Source organism: Hymenobacter metallicola, from assembly GCF_004745645.1.
In the GTDB taxonomy this organism is placed as follows: domain Bacteria; phylum Bacteroidota; class Bacteroidia; order Cytophagales; family Hymenobacteraceae; genus Hymenobacter; species Hymenobacter metallicola.
Map to the genome: position 1 here is coordinate 110,987 of NZ_SRMB01000005.1, position 14,245 is coordinate 125,231.

The 14,245-nt window shown below is 58.3% G+C and carries 16 protein-coding genes; 11 read left to right on the plus strand and 5 right to left on the minus strand.

Annotation, left to right across the window (positions count from 1 at the left end; translation table 11 throughout):
* Positions 1-75 precede the first annotated feature (75 nt).
* From E5K02_RS21220 to E5K02_RS21260, 10 genes are all read left to right on the plus strand, one after another.
* Positions 76-729, plus strand: coding sequence for a hypothetical protein (locus tag E5K02_RS21220; protein ID WP_135397751.1), 654 nt, complete (start codon positions 76-78; stop codon positions 727-729).
* Positions 726-1,025 (plus strand): winged helix-turn-helix domain-containing protein, encoded by a 300-nt coding sequence (locus E5K02_RS21225; RefSeq protein ID WP_135397753.1) that lies wholly within the window; start codon positions 726-728, stop codon positions 1,023-1,025. Before E5K02_RS21220 ends, E5K02_RS21225 begins: the two co-directional genes overlap by 4 nt.
* A gap of 66 nt (positions 1,026-1,091) precedes the next feature.
* Complete coding sequence (locus E5K02_RS25685; protein ID WP_167856530.1) at positions 1,092-1,265, plus strand: hypothetical protein; 174 nt, start codon at positions 1,092-1,094, stop codon at positions 1,263-1,265.
* Between the two features lie 69 nt (positions 1,266-1,334).
* Positions 1,335-2,987 carry a DUF4153 domain-containing protein gene (locus E5K02_RS21230; protein WP_135397755.1) on the plus strand — a complete coding sequence of 551 codons (1,653 nt, stop codon included), beginning with the start codon at positions 1,335-1,337 and terminating at the stop codon, positions 2,985-2,987.
* Positions 2,968-3,204, plus strand: coding sequence for a hypothetical protein (locus E5K02_RS21235; protein WP_135397757.1), 237 nt, complete (start codon positions 2,968-2,970; stop codon positions 3,202-3,204). The genes E5K02_RS21230 and E5K02_RS21235 overlap by 20 nt, the downstream gene beginning before the upstream one ends.
* 32 nt (positions 3,205-3,236) lie before the next feature.
* Positions 3,237-3,476 (plus strand): hypothetical protein, encoded by a 240-nt coding sequence (locus E5K02_RS21240; RefSeq protein ID WP_135397759.1) that lies wholly within the window; start codon positions 3,237-3,239, stop codon positions 3,474-3,476.
* On the plus strand, positions 3,473-3,853 hold the full coding sequence (locus E5K02_RS21245) for a hypothetical protein (RefSeq protein WP_135397761.1): 381 nt from the start codon (positions 3,473-3,475) through the stop codon (positions 3,851-3,853). The genes E5K02_RS21240 and E5K02_RS21245 overlap by 4 nt, the downstream gene beginning before the upstream one ends.
* Before the next feature lie 10 nt (positions 3,854-3,863).
* Positions 3,864-4,193, plus strand: a complete 330-nt coding sequence (locus tag E5K02_RS21250) for a hypothetical protein (protein ID WP_135397763.1) — start codon at positions 3,864-3,866, stop codon at positions 4,191-4,193.
* A gap of 377 nt (positions 4,194-4,570) precedes the next feature.
* Positions 4,571-4,960, plus strand: coding sequence for a hypothetical protein (locus E5K02_RS21255; protein ID WP_135397765.1), 390 nt, complete (start codon positions 4,571-4,573; stop codon positions 4,958-4,960).
* A gap of 114 nt (positions 4,961-5,074) precedes the next feature.
* Complete coding sequence (locus E5K02_RS21260; RefSeq protein ID WP_135397767.1) at positions 5,075-7,447, plus strand: transglycosylase domain-containing protein; 2,373 nt, start codon at positions 5,075-5,077, stop codon at positions 7,445-7,447.
* Between the two features lie 50 nt (positions 7,448-7,497).
* Here E5K02_RS21260 and E5K02_RS21265 read toward each other — a convergent pair whose 3' ends face one another.
* The 3 genes from E5K02_RS21265 to E5K02_RS21275 form a co-directional block, all read right to left on the minus strand.
* Positions 7,498-8,412, minus strand: a complete 915-nt coding sequence (locus tag E5K02_RS21265) for a TIGR01777 family oxidoreductase (protein ID WP_135397769.1) — start codon at positions 8,410-8,412, stop codon at positions 7,498-7,500.
* A gap of 111 nt (positions 8,413-8,523) precedes the next feature.
* A complete protein-coding gene (folE, locus tag E5K02_RS21270; protein ID WP_135397771.1) occupies positions 8,524-9,201 on the minus strand; it encodes a GTP cyclohydrolase I FolE in 678 nt (225 codons plus the stop codon).
* The gene (locus tag E5K02_RS21275; protein WP_135397773.1) at positions 9,194-9,601 is read right to left on the minus strand and encodes a 6-pyruvoyl trahydropterin synthase family protein; all 408 of its coding nucleotides are present in this window, start codon (positions 9,599-9,601) and stop codon (positions 9,194-9,196) included. The genes folE and E5K02_RS21275 overlap by 8 nt, the downstream gene beginning before the upstream one ends.
* Before the next feature lie 319 nt (positions 9,602-9,920).
* Here E5K02_RS21275 and E5K02_RS21280 point away from each other — a divergent pair, with 319 nt between their 5' ends.
* Positions 9,921-10,598: a DNA repair ATPase gene (locus tag E5K02_RS21280; protein WP_135397775.1), complete on the plus strand. Its 678-nt coding sequence runs from the start codon at positions 9,921-9,923 to the stop codon at positions 10,596-10,598.
* Positions 10,599-10,671: 73 nt separating this feature from the next.
* Here the strand turns inward: E5K02_RS21280 and E5K02_RS21285 are convergent, their stop codons facing one another.
* Positions 10,672-11,262, minus strand: coding sequence for an inorganic diphosphatase (locus E5K02_RS21285; RefSeq protein ID WP_135397777.1), 591 nt, complete (start codon positions 11,260-11,262; stop codon positions 10,672-10,674).
* A gap of 10 nt (positions 11,263-11,272) precedes the next feature.
* Positions 11,273-14,245 carry a M1 family metallopeptidase gene (locus tag E5K02_RS21290; protein WP_135397779.1) on the minus strand — a complete coding sequence of 991 codons (2,973 nt, stop codon included), beginning with the start codon at positions 14,243-14,245 and terminating at the stop codon, positions 11,273-11,275.

Here is a 14,245-nt window from a genome sequence, read left to right on the forward strand (position 1 = left end):
AAAAATGTTAATCCGGTTAGGCTTGCAATATATCGGTTGTCTACTAGCTTTGCATCACAAAGTGCTCTGAAAGACATGAAGCCAGCTACCGATCCACTTGCTCAACTCACCGAGATTCGCGCCATTATGGAGCGGTCCTCCCGCTTCTTGTCGCTCAGTGGCCTCTCAGGGGTGGGCGCCGGGGTAGTGGCGCTGGCCGGGGCCGCCGTTGGGCATTGGTACCTGCAAGCTCACTTTGGCCAGCAAGGCTTCCTGAGTTTGATGGTTGGCTCAGAAGAGCGGCGGCAGACGGCCTTGCCCTTTTTGCTGGGCTTGGCCGTGGGCATGATTGGGCTGGCGCTGCTGGTGGCCTTCTATTTTACCTGGCGCCGGACCAACCGGGAAGGCCGCACTCTTTGGGATGCGCCGGCCCGCCGCCTGGCCCTGAGCCTGGCCCTGCCGCTGGTAGCCGGTGGGTTGTTCTGCCTGGGGTTGTATCTTCGCGGCGCGGCTTCGTTTGTTGTGCCGGGTTTGCTGTTGTTTTACGGCCTTGCCCTGCTCAACGCCAGCAAATATACCCTCGATGAAATTCGTCTGCTGGGCCTCACCCAGATGGCCCTCGGTTTGGTAGCCATTCTGCTGCCCGGCTGGGGTCTGATTTTCTTTGCCCTGGGTTTCGGACTGGGCCATATTGGCTACGGTCTTCTTATGTACAACCGCTACGAACGCGCGCCCCGGCCCACGCTGTGAAACACCTCATCCATACGCTCAATAAGGCTTTCGACAACCGGGTGCGGTTGGGCGTCATGGCAGTGCTCATGGCCAACGAAGCCGTGAGCTTTAATGACCTGAAGGAAGCCCTCGACCTAACCGATGGTAACTTGGCCAGCCACGTATCGGCCTTGGAAAAAGCAGGCTATGTACTGGTCAATAAGCAGTTTGTCGGCAAGAAGCCCAATACTACGTATCAGGCTACCAAAGAGGGGAAAAGCGCCTTTCAAGACCATCTTACTGCCCTCGAAAAGCTGCTGCGGGGTTCTCCGTAGTCTTTTTTTATGGATAAACTTTGAAATACAAAGTTCTTTTAAAATGCCCAGCTTATGCCTTCTCCTATGCTTCCCGACCTTGTTCCTGCTACTCCGTCCTGGCTGATGCTCGGCCTCGACACCCTGGTACTGTGGGTGCTGATTCTGGCCATGAGTCTGCTATTACTCCTGAATTGGGGGTGGGAGCTGGCGCTGAGAATCTGTTGGCCCATGGCTCCCGCAACTTCCGCAGAAAACTAGGGAGACTCTTTTTTTTGTTTTTTGTCTTTATACTTTGAAATACAAAGTTCTTTTAAGCATTACGCAGCAATGACTACTTTCACTTCCTCTTCCGCGGGCTGGCCGGCCGCTCCTGCCGCCAAGGCCGCTCCTTTCCCGCTAACAAACCTGCAAAAGCTTCTGCTACCGGTCGGCGCCGTCCTGTTCGATGTGCTGTTCTGGCAGGAGCGGGCTGCCCTGAGCATGCTGCTCTACACGGCTTTTGTGGTGGGCGGCGTGCTGGCGGGCTTGCCCCGGCACGCGGCAGCCTGGCGCTCGGGCTACTTCTGGCTGACGCTGGCCGGAACCGGTATCAGTGCCGTGATGGTGGCTGTCTACAGCTCGGCGGCCGCGCAGCTGAGCTGCGTGGTGTCGTTGGCGGCGTGGCTGGGTTACGTCAATCAAAGTCACCTGAAGCTGGTGGGCTACGCCGTGCTGACCAGCCTGGTAAACCTGTTCCCGGCCATCGAGCGGGTCGGGCAGCTGGTTCGGTTTCCGGCCAATGTGAGTGGGCGGGCCAGCCGGCTGTGGTACTACGGGCGGCTGCTGGGCGTACCGCTGGCGGCGCTGCTGCTGTTTCACTGCCTGTTTGTGGTAGCGAATCCCCAATACAGCTATTTCAGCGGCCGGGTGCTGGAGTTGCTCGGGCAAGCGTTGGACTTGCTCTTTGCCCGGCTGTCGGTGCCGCATTTGTTGTTTTTTGTTCTGGGGCTGTTGCTGACCGCCGGCGCCGTCTTCCTTATTCCGGTGCATTACTTTGCCGATCAGGAGTCGCGCTTTGGGGAGGTTGTGCGCCGTAGCCGCGACCGGGTGGCCTCCTTTGCCGTGCGCCGCCCCGATTTCCGCCCCGCCGCTTTCCGCACCCTCGACCTGCGCAAGGAATACCTGATGGCGCTGAGTCTGATTGGGCTCGTCAACGTGCTGTTGCTGGTCGTAAACGTCATCGACATCCGCTGGATCTGGTTTGGCTTCGTTCCTACCAGAGACTTCGACCTGACCCAGTTTGTGCACGAGGGTACCTACGTGCTGATTTTCAGTATCCTGGTGGCTATGGGCATTGTGCTGTGGTTTTTCCGGCGCAACCTGAACTTCTACCAGCCCGGCTTGCCGGTGCTGCGCTGGGGCGCCACGGTGTGGGTGCTGCAAAACGCGGTACTGGCCGTGTCGGTGGGCTTGCGCAATTACTACTACATCCAGTACACGGGCCTGGCCTACAAGCGCATCGGGGTGTACGGCTTCCTGCTGCTAACCTTTTTCGGGCTGGCTACCGTGCTGCTCAAAGTGTGGCAGCGCCGCTCGGCCTACGCTTTGGTGCGACTCAATGCCCTGGCCGTGTACACCGTGATGGTACTGCTGGCCTGCGGCAACTGGGAAATCTGGATTGCGCGCTACAACCTGCAACCCCGCTTCCGGGAAATCGACTACGGCTTCCTGCTCGACATGCCCGACCGGGTGCTGCCCGAGCTGGCCGCCCACGCGGCTACGCTCGGCCGGCAGACGCTGATTCGTGAGGATGGCTACAACCACTGGGCGCCCTGGCCCCAGGAGGAGGCCCGCCAGGCTCTGCAGGCCCGCATCCGCAGCTTTCGGGCCCAGCAGGCCCAGCGTCACTGGCCCAGCCTTTCCTGGGCCGACTACCAGGCAGCCCGTTACTTCGATGCTCATCCTTTACCCGCCCTTGGCCATGTTACAGTTCGCCCTTAGTCTGCTGATGATTCTGCTGTGCGCGGGCGGTATTGTGGCGCTGGCCCAGGTCCTGGCCTGGCAGGAGCAGGCCGCCTCGCCCGACGTCCGCCGCCACCGCCTGCTCTGGCTGGTGCTGCCGGTGGCCGGCACCGTGCTGGCTCTTATGCTCGGGGCCGTGTTCTTGCTGATGACCATTTGGTCGCCCCAAAGCGCTGATATTCTGGCCAGCCTGTAGCCAATTTTTCCATGCCGTCTACCAACTTATGTATGGACCTCACTTCCCCGACTCCCGGCCTGAACCAGTACCAGCGGCTGGCCCGCCAAGTCATTGCGCAGGCCACAATTTCCCTGCTGATTCCGGTGCTTTGGCAGCTGTATGGCACCGACAAGCCTGAGTTGACTTTGGAACAGCTGGCTCAGCTGCCCGCGGGTAGCCTAGGCCGGGGCATTGCCCAGGTGCCGCCGCTGCGTTCTACAATTGGTTTTTACGAAGCGCAGGAAGTATGAAGACCTTGGACAATCGGCTGACGCCCGTGGCTTCGGCCGGCCCCAGTCTGGGCGTGCTCATCAGCGTCGTGGCCGGGCTCTGGTTCTGGCTGCAGCTGCCCGACTGGTACCACGCCGGCCACGCCGAAGCTGCCGGGTGGCTAACCAGGCTGGTGTATAATACCTGGACTGCCCTGGGCCTAATTGTAGCGGCCAACGTGGCGGTGGCCCGCTACACCACCGCGCCGATGTGGCGGCTGGGGCACTGCCCCGCGCTGCAGGGCATGCAGGGGGCCTTTGTCTTTGTGCTGGGCCTGCTGTTTCACCTGCTGGCCGGGAGCTTCGGCGTGGTGCTGCTCTGGCTCGGCGCAGCCGATGCTACAATGCTGAACGGGTAGCTGCTGGACCATGGAAAACCTGTTGTACTGTATCCGGCTCGTGTTGCAGGTGGCTCCTCCGTTGCTGTGGTGGACGGTGGGCGTGCTGGTTTTTAGTTTACTCAACGTAGAACTGGCTTGGGAGCTGTGGCCGCATACCCCGCTGGCTCAGCCGTTCTTTACCGGGCTGGCCGTGGGCTGCGTGCTCCTGCTACCCTGGATTGCCGTGTATTTGACCTGGCAGTTGGCGGAGGTAGTGCAGAGCTTCTTCTGGAAAACCATCTGGCGGTTTGCCTCGGTGGCGGCATTTGGAGGCGGACTGCTCTTCTTGTTCGGTGCCCTCATCTTCTTATGGGAGTAAGCAGCGGCCTTACTCCCCGGCTCTTTCTAGCGACTCAGAAACCTCAGCCGCCCGGCTCACGCTGCCAATGTACCCAGCGGCTGAAACAGGAAAGGTGGTATCTATACTTGGTGCGGTATACAGTAGGCGCAAGGCGCAGTAATAGCTAGTGTTTTATCCTTAAACGCCCCGGCTGCTGCGGCCGGGGCGTTGCTATGCTTAGCGGGTAGAGCTCTTGGGGTAAGAATACTGGCGCTGCTTGGCGGCAAAGCACCTTGCTACCACGGCGGGTAGCCCGGCCAGACAGGCGCCCAACTACTAGCTACTGCGGTTGGGGTACGCTCTCAACAAAGCCTCGTTTTCACTAGCTTACGGCCTTTCCCACCCAACCTTGTACTATGGCCCGTACCGCGCTGCTCGTTCTCCTGTTGCTCGCTTTGGTTATTGAGTTGGGGCTCACCGTGGGCGGGTTTGCCGCCCCGGAGGTGCTATTGGCTAAGTTTGGGGTAGGGGCTACCCCCGATACCCGGTTCATGGCTTACGCCCTGGCCTGGCTGCTGCTGTTTGTATCGGTAGTCGACGCCGCGGCTCTGTGGCAGGTCTGGCGCCGGCAGCCGCACTACGCTACGCTCTGTTACGTATTAGGCTTCTGGTGGATGGGCATCGGGCTCGGGCTTTATCTAAACTACCACCGGCTCGACAACCTGCTGCTCGACACGGGCAAGGGCCTGTTGATCGTGCTGGCTACCTGGCAAAGTCGCCGTAATTCGTTGGTTATGGCTACTTAGCCGGGTAAATACCCCGGTCGGAGCAACTCCGACGCTTACGGGGCCGCGCCTAACTGGTATATTTGCACTTCAGTTGCCAGGAGCTTGGCCTCCTGCTGCCTCTATCCGTCCCGAATGTCCGCTTCCGAACAACCGAATACAACCGCCGCTTCCCGCCCCCCGCGCCGTTGGCCCAACATCGTGTCGCGCACAGTCTGGGGGTTATTCGTCGTGGGCGTCGGCATTTTTCTGCTGTATCCAATTCTGGTCAAGAGCAACTTCCTGTTTTTGTTCGGCAAGTCGCCGGGCCTGGAGGATCTGGAAAACCCGCGGGTAGAGCAGGCCTCGGAGCTCTACACGGCCGATGGGGTACTGATCGGTAAGTATTTCCGCGAAAACCGCTCCCCGGTTCCTTTCAACCAGATTTCGCCCCTGCTCGTCAAGGCCCTTGTTGCCACCGAAGACATTCGCTATTACGAGCATTCCGGCATCGACCTGACGGCTCTGGCCCGGGCCGTGGCCGGGGGCGGCCGCAACGGCGGCGGCTCAACGCTAACCCAGCAGCTGGCCAAGAACCTCTACAAAACCCGGCGCGGCGAGCGGGGCCTGCTCGGGCATATTCCCGTGGTCAGCACCATTATCAGCAAGACCAAGGAGTGGCTCACGGCCGTGGAGCTGGAAAAGCGCTACACCAAAGAGGAAATTCTGCGGATGTACCTCAATACCGTTGAATACGGCTCCCAGGCCTTTGGCATCAAGGTCGCGGCCAAAACCTTCTTCAATACGTCTCCCGACAGTCTGAAGCCCGAACAGGCGGCCATGCTGGTAGGGATGGTCAACAACCCGACGGCCTTCAACCCCAAGTTTCACCCCGAAGCCGCCCTGAAGCGCCGCAACGTGGTGCTCTCGCGCATGAAGCAGGCCAGCATCCTGCCGGCGGCCAAAATCGACTCGCTCCAGCAGCTGCCCATTGTGTTGCAATACCGGGTTGAGAAGCACATCGACGGGCCCGATACCTATTTCCGGGGCGCTGTGAGCCAGTACGTGAACAAGTGGTGTGAGGCCAACGGCTACGATATGTACCGCGACGGGCTGAAAATCTATACCACCATCGACTCGCGGATGCAGGCGCACGCCGAGGATGCCGTCCAGGACCGCATGAAAAAGCTGCAGCAGCAGTTCGACCGGTTCTGGCGCAACCGCGGCGGCAACCCCTGGGTGGATGATGAAGGCAAGGAAATTCCGGGCTTTATCGAAACCCAGATCAAGCGCACCGAGCTCTACAAGGAGCTGGCGGCCCGCTACCAAGGCCAGCCCGCCCGCCTCGACTCCGCCCTGCACGCCAAGCGCCCCATGAAGGTCTTTACCTGGAAAGGCGACGGCGACACCACGCTGGTGCTTTCACCCCTCGATTCGCTGGCTTACTATAAGCACTTCCTGCACGCGGGCATGATGACCATGGACCCGTTCACGGGGCATGTGAAAGCCTGGGTGGGGGGCATTAATTTCCGCTTCTTCAAGTACGACCACGTCAAGCAGGGCCGTCGCCAGGCCGGCTCCACCTTCAAGCCTTTCGTGTACCTGACGGCCCTCGACAACGGCTACACGCCCTGCGACCGTATCCGCGACCAGCGTGTGACCATCAAGTACGTGGAAAACGGCAAAGACATGGAGTGGCAGCCCGACAACGTGACCCGCGAATACACCGGCATCAACATGACCCTGCGCCACGCTATGGCCCGGTCGGTGAACTCCGTTACGGCCCAGCTCACTGAGAAGGTAGGTTGGGAAAACGTAGCTAAGTATGCCCACAAAGTCGGCATTACCAGCCCGTTGCTGCCCGTGCCCAGCATTGGCCTGGGTTCCGGCGGCGACGTGAGCGTGTATGAAATGGTGGATGCCTACAGCACGTTTGTCAATAGCGGCTTTCAGAGCGAGCCGCAGTTTATTACCCGCATCGAAGACCGCAACGGCAACGTCATCAAGCAGTTTGACCCCAAGCAGAAGCGCGCTATTCCATCGGAAACGGCTTGGCTGATGCTTTACATGCTGCGCGGCGGCATGGACGAACCCGGGGGCACCTCCCAGGCGTTGTGGGAATACGACCTCTGGAAAAAAGACAATCAGATTGGGGGCAAAACCGGCACCACTTCCAACTATTCCGACGGTTGGTATATGGGTGTTACCAAGGACTTGGTAACGGGGGTGTGGGTAGGCGGCGAAGACCGGAGTATTCACTTCTACGGCTCCCAGCAGGGGGAAGGCGGCCGGATGGCTCTTCCCATCTTTGGTACCTACATGGAGAAGCTTTACAAAGACGAAGACCTGGATATTACCATGGGCCCCTTCCCGAGGCCTGCCTCCAAAATCACCAAAAAGTACATCTGCGTTTCCGAGTCTGAGCCGCGCCGGCGCCGCGCCGAAGCCGTTGATACTATTGCCACCGATAATCTGCTGGAGCAGCTCAATACGCAGGGCGCTGCCGTACCGGATAGTATTAAACTGTAAGGGAGCGGACGACGGCTTAGCCCTTAACCTATTGCGTGGATCTTAACCTGCTATTCCTCGCCGTAGAACGATTTCAGGGCCGGCTTCAAATCCGGATACTCAAATTGAAAGCCGGTGTTAAGCACTTTCGTGGCACTCACCCGCTGGGAAGCCAGGATAATTTCGCTCATCTCGCCTAGTACGAGCTTAAGGCCAAATGCCGGCACCTTCGGCAGCACCAACGGGCGGTGCATCACTTCGGCCAGGGCTTCGGTGAATTCCTGGTTGGTGACCGGGTTTGGGGCCACGGCATTGTAGACGCCCCGCCACTCGGGCTCTTCCAGGGCCTGCATAAAGAGGCGGCACACGTCGTCGAGGTGAATCCAGGACATATACTGTTTGCCTGAACCCAGCGCCGCTCCGGCCATCAGCTTGATGGGGCGGGCCATAGGGGGCAACGCGCCACCTTGGGTACTCAATACTATGCCGATTCGAACGATAACCGTCCGGATACCCATATCGGTCACGGGTTGCACGGCTAGTTCCCATTGGTGGGCTACGTCAGCCAGAAAGTCGTCGGCTGGGGCCGGCGGGGTTTCCTCCGTCACGACCCGGTCGGCACTGTCGCCGTAGATACCAATAGCGGAGGCCGAGAGAAAGGTGCGCACGTGGTGGCCGCCTTTGGCCAATTCACGCACCAGCAAGCCCGTCCCGCCCAGGCGGCTGGTCATAATGTCGCGTTTGCGCTCCTCCGTCCACTTCCCTTCCGATACGCTGGAGCCCGCCAGATTAATGATATGGTCGGCATAACGTACGGCCGCCTCATCAATGGTACCGTGTTGGGGGTCCCACCGAAAGCTGCGGTAACGGCTCTGGCTGGGGGTGCGGCTCAGCAAGGCTACTTCGTAGCCCGCGTCAATCAGCATCTCTGCCAAGCGTGTTCCAATCAGGCCAGTGCCACCGGTAATGAGAACTTTCTGGGACATTTTCTGAGTATCCTGGCCACGGTTAGAGGTCAGGAGTTGGCGGTTGAGTAACGAAGTAAACAAGAAAGCAGGCCGCAAGCTACTATACTAATAGCGAACGACCCGTCTTTTTCATTTCCCGATTAGGCGCAGAAACTCTGCCCGCAGCCCCTGATCCTCCTTAAACAAGCCGCCGTACTCGGCCGTCAGGGTGCTGCTACCCGTATCGTTTACGCCCCGGCTCATCACGCACAAGTGGTCGGCTTCGATAAGCACTGCCACGTTTTCGGTACGAAGAGAGTGTTTCAGCTCCTCCGCAATCTGGCGGGTCAGGCGTTCCTGCACCTGGGGGCGCCGGGCGTAGTACTGCACTACCCGGTTCAGCTTCGACAACCCCACCACATGCTCGCCGGGCAAGTAGGCCACGTGCGCTTTGCCCATGATGGGCACAAAGTGGTGTTCACAGCACGAAAACACGGTAATATCTTTCTCTACCAGCAGCTGGTGGTAGCCGTAGCGATTCTCAAACAGCTTCACTTCGGGCCGGTGCTTAGGGTCGAGGCCCCGGAACCATTCGTGCACGTACATCTTAGCCACCCGGCGCGGAGTCCCCTTCAGGCTGTCGTCGCTCAGGTCCAAGCCCAGCAGGTGCATGATTTCGTGGAAGTGCTCGGCAATTCCGGCAATTTTTTCCTCGTCCGATAAAGCAAAGGCATCCGGGCGGAGAGGAGTGCGCAGATCCGGCGCGAGGTGGGAGTCGGCGGGTCCAGAGCTGTGCGCGGCCGCGGCCGCTGACACGGAGTTATCCATGGTATTCTACAAAGTTGCGGTCGGTTTCATACAGCGTGACCGACAGGGCCAAGTGCGGCTCAACGTGAGCACGCAGCCGATTCCAAATCACGACAGCAATATTTTCGGCCGTAGGGTTAAGCTCGCGAAAATCCTCGGTGTCAAGATTCAGGTTTCGATGGTCAAAGGTATCCAGAATCTCGCGTTTGATGAGGTCACTCAAGCGCTTCAGGTCATATACGTAGCCCGTGGCCGGGTCGACGCTACCTGTTAGCCGTACCGTTAGCTCATAGTTATGGCCGTGGTAATGAGGGTTATTGCACTTACCAAATACCTGCTCGTTGCGCTCCTCGCTCCAGGCGGGGTTGTGCAAGCGGTGCGCGGCATTGAAATGTTCTTTTCGGCACACGGTTACTTTCATAGGATCCTTGAACTGGTAATACCATCTTTTGTTTTGATTTCCAACTAGATTACGCAGTTTGTGCACAAAGAAGCAGTTTTACTTAATCTGGTTTTAAGTACATGCTAGTTGAATTTTGGTAATATTAGATAGTCACTATCCAATAAAATGAATATTCTGCAAAAAAAATCAATCACAGGTGCGTCAACATCAGGGGAGTCTGGTTAAATTTGGTGAGTTGGATTTCTATCGCCGGAGCCAACTTCACCTTTTGTAACTTCTTTTTCTCTAACTTCTTCATTTCACTATGAAACCAGGCGTACTCCTCTCTCTGCTACTGATGCTTTTGCTATCAGTGACTGGCTACGCGCAGAAATCGCCCGTAGATGAAACAGACATGGCCATCAAGGGTATTCCCCGTAAGGGCCAGCGTGTTACCATCCAGCTGGACAGCAAGCGCGTAGACGAATCGTGGCAGAAAATGCTGGGCGAAAAATTCGGCAGCAAATTCAAGTCGGACAAAGGTGTTTACACCATGGACGGCGTTGTAATCGAAGACATCTCCAAAACCCCTATCCGCGTGATCAGCAAAGTTGATGCTACGCCAACGGGTACTACCGTATGGTGGTCGATTGACTTGGGCAACGCTTACCTGAGCAAGGATGCTACGCCCGTGCAGTGGAAAGCTTCGGAGAAATACCTGAAAGATTTCGCCCGCATGCTGTACCGTGAAGACTTGGCCGTACAGGTTTCGGAAGCCGAGAAGGCTCTGGTTTCCTCGCAGAATAACCACATGGCTGTTATCAACAAAGCGGACGCCATTAAGAAGGACATCGAGAAGAACAAGCTGAAGAAGCAGGAAATTCAGCAGCAGCTGGCTCAGAACGCCGCTGAATTGCTGCAATACAACAACCTGATCGACTCGAACCTGAAAGAGCAGGAAGCTGCCCGCGCCGACATTGTCAACATGCGCGTAGCGCTGGAAGCTGTAAAGGAGCGCATGAATAAGATTGAGTAGTCCTACTCGTCTCCAACAGAAAAGCCCGGTCGAGCAATCGACCGGGCTTTTTTTATGGTTGTTCTGGAAGCTTTTACTTCATCGCGGCGTGAATTTGCTGATCAGCGGCTTTTTCATCTTTCCAGCCGACTAGCCGAACTTCGCCAATGCGGCCTTGGTGTTGAAACCACTGGCCGACGGCCTGCTGAGCCCCGGGAAACTGCTTGGTCAGGGATTTCCAGGACGCGATGCCCGGCAAAATCTGCTGGCTGGGCCGGGCCGGCACGGCTACAATCACCTGCTCTAGCACTCCGTTGTCATCAAGCGTTAGCACGCCAATAGGCAGCACCTCTATAACCGTACCCTCCGCCTGAGTTTCGGCCAGGACGATGGCCTGCAACGGGGCATTCGTACTGGGCAGTAGCGTGCCCGGAATAAAGCCTTGGTTGCCGGGGCAGGGTAGGAACTCTACAATGTGGTCGAGGCCGGCCCTGCGCACGGGCAGGAAATCCTTCTTGGCCGGGTCGTAGCGCTGGGCGTGGTTGCTGCCGGCGGGTATTTCTACCACCACTTGCAGCAGCTTGCGTTCGGGCGAAAACGTGGGCAGCTGGGCGTAGTCAGTTTGGCAACTGCTTAGGCCCAGGCTGCACAGGCTTACGATGATACTCCCGAAGGCAAGCCGCATACAAAAAGGGTTATTGGGCTAGAAGTTGAGAGATTTGGCGGAACGGATTGAGTTGCTCGAGCCGCAGCACAAACCGGATCCGGTCGGTGAAATCCTTGCGGCTGCTGGGCAAACCATCCTGGTACTGGGAGCCCGCCACGGGGAGGTACAGCTGAAAGATATCGGGAATAACAGGGACCACCAAGCCCGCGTCGTAGAACAGCCGCTGTGTGTTGGTGCGGCCCTCAATCTGGAACCGCTCATCGGTGGCGCCAAAGTCGGCAAACACGCCCAGGCGCGTCACTGGCAGCTCGGCCTGCAGATTCAGGGTGCTAATCCATTTCTGGCTATAGACGGGTAAGAACGCCTTAAAAGCCCCATCCCGGTCATCGGTTTGGTGTACCTGCGCGGTGAAGGTATGGGAAATCATCTGCCGGTCCAGGAAGGCCGTTTGCCGGCGGTAGTCGGGGCTGCCGCTGAGGCCCATTACGAAGTCGGAAGAGCTATTCAGGAAACGGCCCCCAAACAAGCGCACCGAAACCTTCTTCTTCGGCGAATAGAACCGCTGGTAGGTGGCGGCTGCCCGCAACAAGGTAGCCTGGGTGGAGCCGGTTTCCTGGGAAATAGCGGAAGTCAACTGGTTCAGCTCTACCTGGGCTCCCCACTTTTGCAGGGCGTTGCCCCCCGCCACCGTGTATTCGCCGGTTTGGATGCTGGTGGTCTCGTTGCCACGGTCCTGGTCTTTGACAGCCGTATTGGCTACGCGCAGGGTATGCTGCGGACCGTTATAAGCCGATTTGGGGAAGGTAAAGGCAATGCTGGGTTCTACCTTGAAGTACCGCTCGAAGCGCTGCAGCGTCAGGCTGGTTACAATTTGGCGCAGGAAAGCCGTATTAGGCAGCACGCTCACGTTGACGTGCGCAATGCCATTGACTTCGTTGCGGTTGATGCTATACATGGGCATCACCACGTAATTCAGATTCTTGTTCAGCACCGGGCTGTTGAAAAAGGCTGCGCCCAGCATGAATTTGTCGGATGTGTTAGCGCCAACGACCGGGAACCAGTTAAGTGTAGCCCGGTCCCAGCGCTCTACGCTGGCCAAGGGCTTAATGCGGATGGGCTCGAAGCGGCGCAAAGAGCCCGAGACGGTCATTCGGTCGTCGCGGCGGTTGAGCTGGGGGGTTACGTAACCCGCGTCAACGACCACGGCGGCTACTCCTTCGCGGCGGAAGTCAAGTTGAACCTCATCCTGCTCGTCCTCCGTGCTGATCAGTGGGGTCCACTGCGTCTCCAGAATCTTACCCTGGGCATCTACGGTGCTAACGGGCACGGCAAACGGGGCCGGTGAGTCGTTGCGGACTAGTACTTTCACCTGGGAGTCGGTCAGCTGCATGTCCGACAGAGCCGCGTCGTAGTGATACGTGTTCTGCAGCATGTCCTTGAAAAACCAGTCGAGCTGCTGGCCCGTGGAGGTTTCGAACACGCGCTGCATATCCTCGGGGTAAGGGTGCCGGAACTGCCAGGTTTCGTAATAGGCATGCATGGCCTTGTCGAATGGTTCCTGCCCCAGATAGCCGGCCAGGTACTTCAGCAAAGCGGCCGTCTTCATGTAGACAATGAGGCCGTAATTGAGCTTGCCGTACTTGTCAGCGCGCAAGCCACTCACGGGCTGGTCGAGGCCACGGCTGGCTTCCGCTTGGTAGGGCACCTGGTTTAGGGCCGAAGCCGGTAGGCCGTCAACGCCCAGCTTGCCCGCAATTTTAGTTGACTTGAGCAGACCACTGAACTGGCCGGCCTGCGGGTCGTTGCGCTCGGCAATGCGGGTTTCGATATAAGAGTTGACGCCCTCATCCATCCAGGCAAAATCCCGCTCATTGGAGCCCAGAATGCCGTAAAACCAATTGTGGCCCACTTCGTGAATAATAGCGGAGGGCATAGTCACGGTCACCATGGGGTATTCCATACCGGCCCCGGCACTCAGGGCGCCATCCACGGCCGTGGCCGCTGCGTACGGATATTCGCCCACCCACTGCGAGTAGTACGTCAGTGCATCATTCAGGTCCTGCAAGCCTTTAATCCACTTCTCCGCGTCGGTATTGGTGAAAAGTACCCAAGACGTAACCTGGCGGCCGGAGGGCAGGGTTACGCCGCTTTTCAGCACGTTGAAGCGCTTGTCGGCAAACCAGGCAAAGTCGTGCACCCGGTCCTGCACGTAGCGCAGGGTTTTGGTTTCCGACGACGATACCGGAAACGACAAGTCCTTGCCAAAGTCTTCCTGCGTCTTTTTCTGGGCCGTAGCCTCCGCCAGCTTATCCAGGCGCTGTTGTTCGTCGGGGTTTTGCAGTACGCCCGTCGCGCCTACCGTATAGTTGGCCGGCAGCGTAATGCGCACATCGAACGCGCCAAACTCCGAGTAGAATTCGCCCTGGTCGAGGTAGGGCATCGGGTGCCAGCCTTTGCGGTCGTACACGGCGGGCTTGGGGTACCATTGGGTTATCTGGTACGATTGGTCGACGTGGCCAAACCGGGAAAACGAGGTAGGAATCTTGACGTGGAAGGGAGTCGAAATGGTCGCCTTGGCACCCGGAGCCAGGGGCTGGGGCAGAATCAGCTTGGCCATGTCCGGGTTTTGCGGGTCGTAGGCGAGCTGAGCGCTCTGGCCGTTTACCTTGAAGTCGAGCTGGTCGATGTAGCCCCGTTCGGAGGCTTTGGCAAACTCAAACTTGCGGCTGCCATTGCGCAGCTGCTGTTGAGCGAAGGCCGTGTTGTTGTCCTTGTAAGCGTTGGGCCAGAGGTGAAACCAGATAAAGGTGAGCTGGTCGGGCGAGTTGTTGGTGTACTGCAGCTCTTCAGTGCCCTTGAGCTCGTGCTGTTTGTCATCGAGCGTGACGTCTATCGAGTAGTTGACTTCCTGCTGCCAGTAGCCGGCTGGGGCTGCGGCTTGCTGGGCAAACGTCAGATAGGGCAGGGCCGCCAGCGCAACGCCGGCAAATAATGTTTTCAT

What these genes read in the sequence shown, in the direction of transcription:
- E5K02_RS21280 (WP_135397775.1), top strand. Translation starts at nt 9,921, where the DNA reads ATGCTTTTGCTATCAGTGACTGGCTACGCGCAGAAATCGCCCGTAGAT.
- E5K02_RS21250 (WP_135397763.1), top strand. Translation starts at nt 3,864, where the DNA reads ATGGAAAACCTGTTGTACTGTATCCGGCTCGTGTTGCAGGTGGCTCCT.
- E5K02_RS21285 (WP_135397777.1), bottom strand. Translation starts at nt 11,262, where the DNA reads ATGCGGCTTGCCTTCGGGAGTATCATCGTAAGCCTGTGCAGCCTGGGC.
- E5K02_RS25685 (WP_167856530.1), top strand. Translation starts at nt 1,092, where the DNA reads ATGCTTCCCGACCTTGTTCCTGCTACTCCGTCCTGGCTGATGCTCGGC.
- E5K02_RS21230 (WP_135397755.1), top strand. Translation starts at nt 1,335, where the DNA reads ATGACTACTTTCACTTCCTCTTCCGCGGGCTGGCCGGCCGCTCCTGCC.
- E5K02_RS21240 (WP_135397759.1), top strand. Translation starts at nt 3,237, where the DNA reads ATGGACCTCACTTCCCCGACTCCCGGCCTGAACCAGTACCAGCGGCTG.
- E5K02_RS21265 (WP_135397769.1), bottom strand. Translation starts at nt 8,412, where the DNA reads ATGTCCCAGAAAGTTCTCATTACCGGTGGCACTGGCCTGATTGGAACA.
- E5K02_RS21255 (WP_135397765.1), top strand. Translation starts at nt 4,571, where the DNA reads ATGGCCCGTACCGCGCTGCTCGTTCTCCTGTTGCTCGCTTTGGTTATT.
- E5K02_RS21275 (WP_135397773.1), bottom strand. Translation starts at nt 9,601, where the DNA reads ATGAAAGTAACCGTGTGCCGAAAAGAACATTTCAATGCCGCGCACCGC.
- E5K02_RS21235 (WP_135397757.1), top strand. Translation starts at nt 2,968, where the DNA reads ATGTTACAGTTCGCCCTTAGTCTGCTGATGATTCTGCTGTGCGCGGGC.
- E5K02_RS21220 (WP_135397751.1), top strand. Translation starts at nt 76, where the DNA reads ATGAAGCCAGCTACCGATCCACTTGCTCAACTCACCGAGATTCGCGCC.
- folE (WP_135397771.1), bottom strand. Translation starts at nt 9,201, where the DNA reads ATGGATAACTCCGTGTCAGCGGCCGCGGCCGCGCACAGCTCTGGACCC.
- E5K02_RS21260 (WP_135397767.1), top strand. Translation starts at nt 5,075, where the DNA reads ATGTCCGCTTCCGAACAACCGAATACAACCGCCGCTTCCCGCCCCCCG.
- E5K02_RS21245 (WP_135397761.1), top strand. Translation starts at nt 3,473, where the DNA reads ATGAAGACCTTGGACAATCGGCTGACGCCCGTGGCTTCGGCCGGCCCC.
- E5K02_RS21290 (WP_135397779.1), bottom strand. Translation starts at nt 14,245, where the DNA reads ATGAAAACATTATTTGCCGGCGTTGCGCTGGCGGCCCTGCCCTATCTG.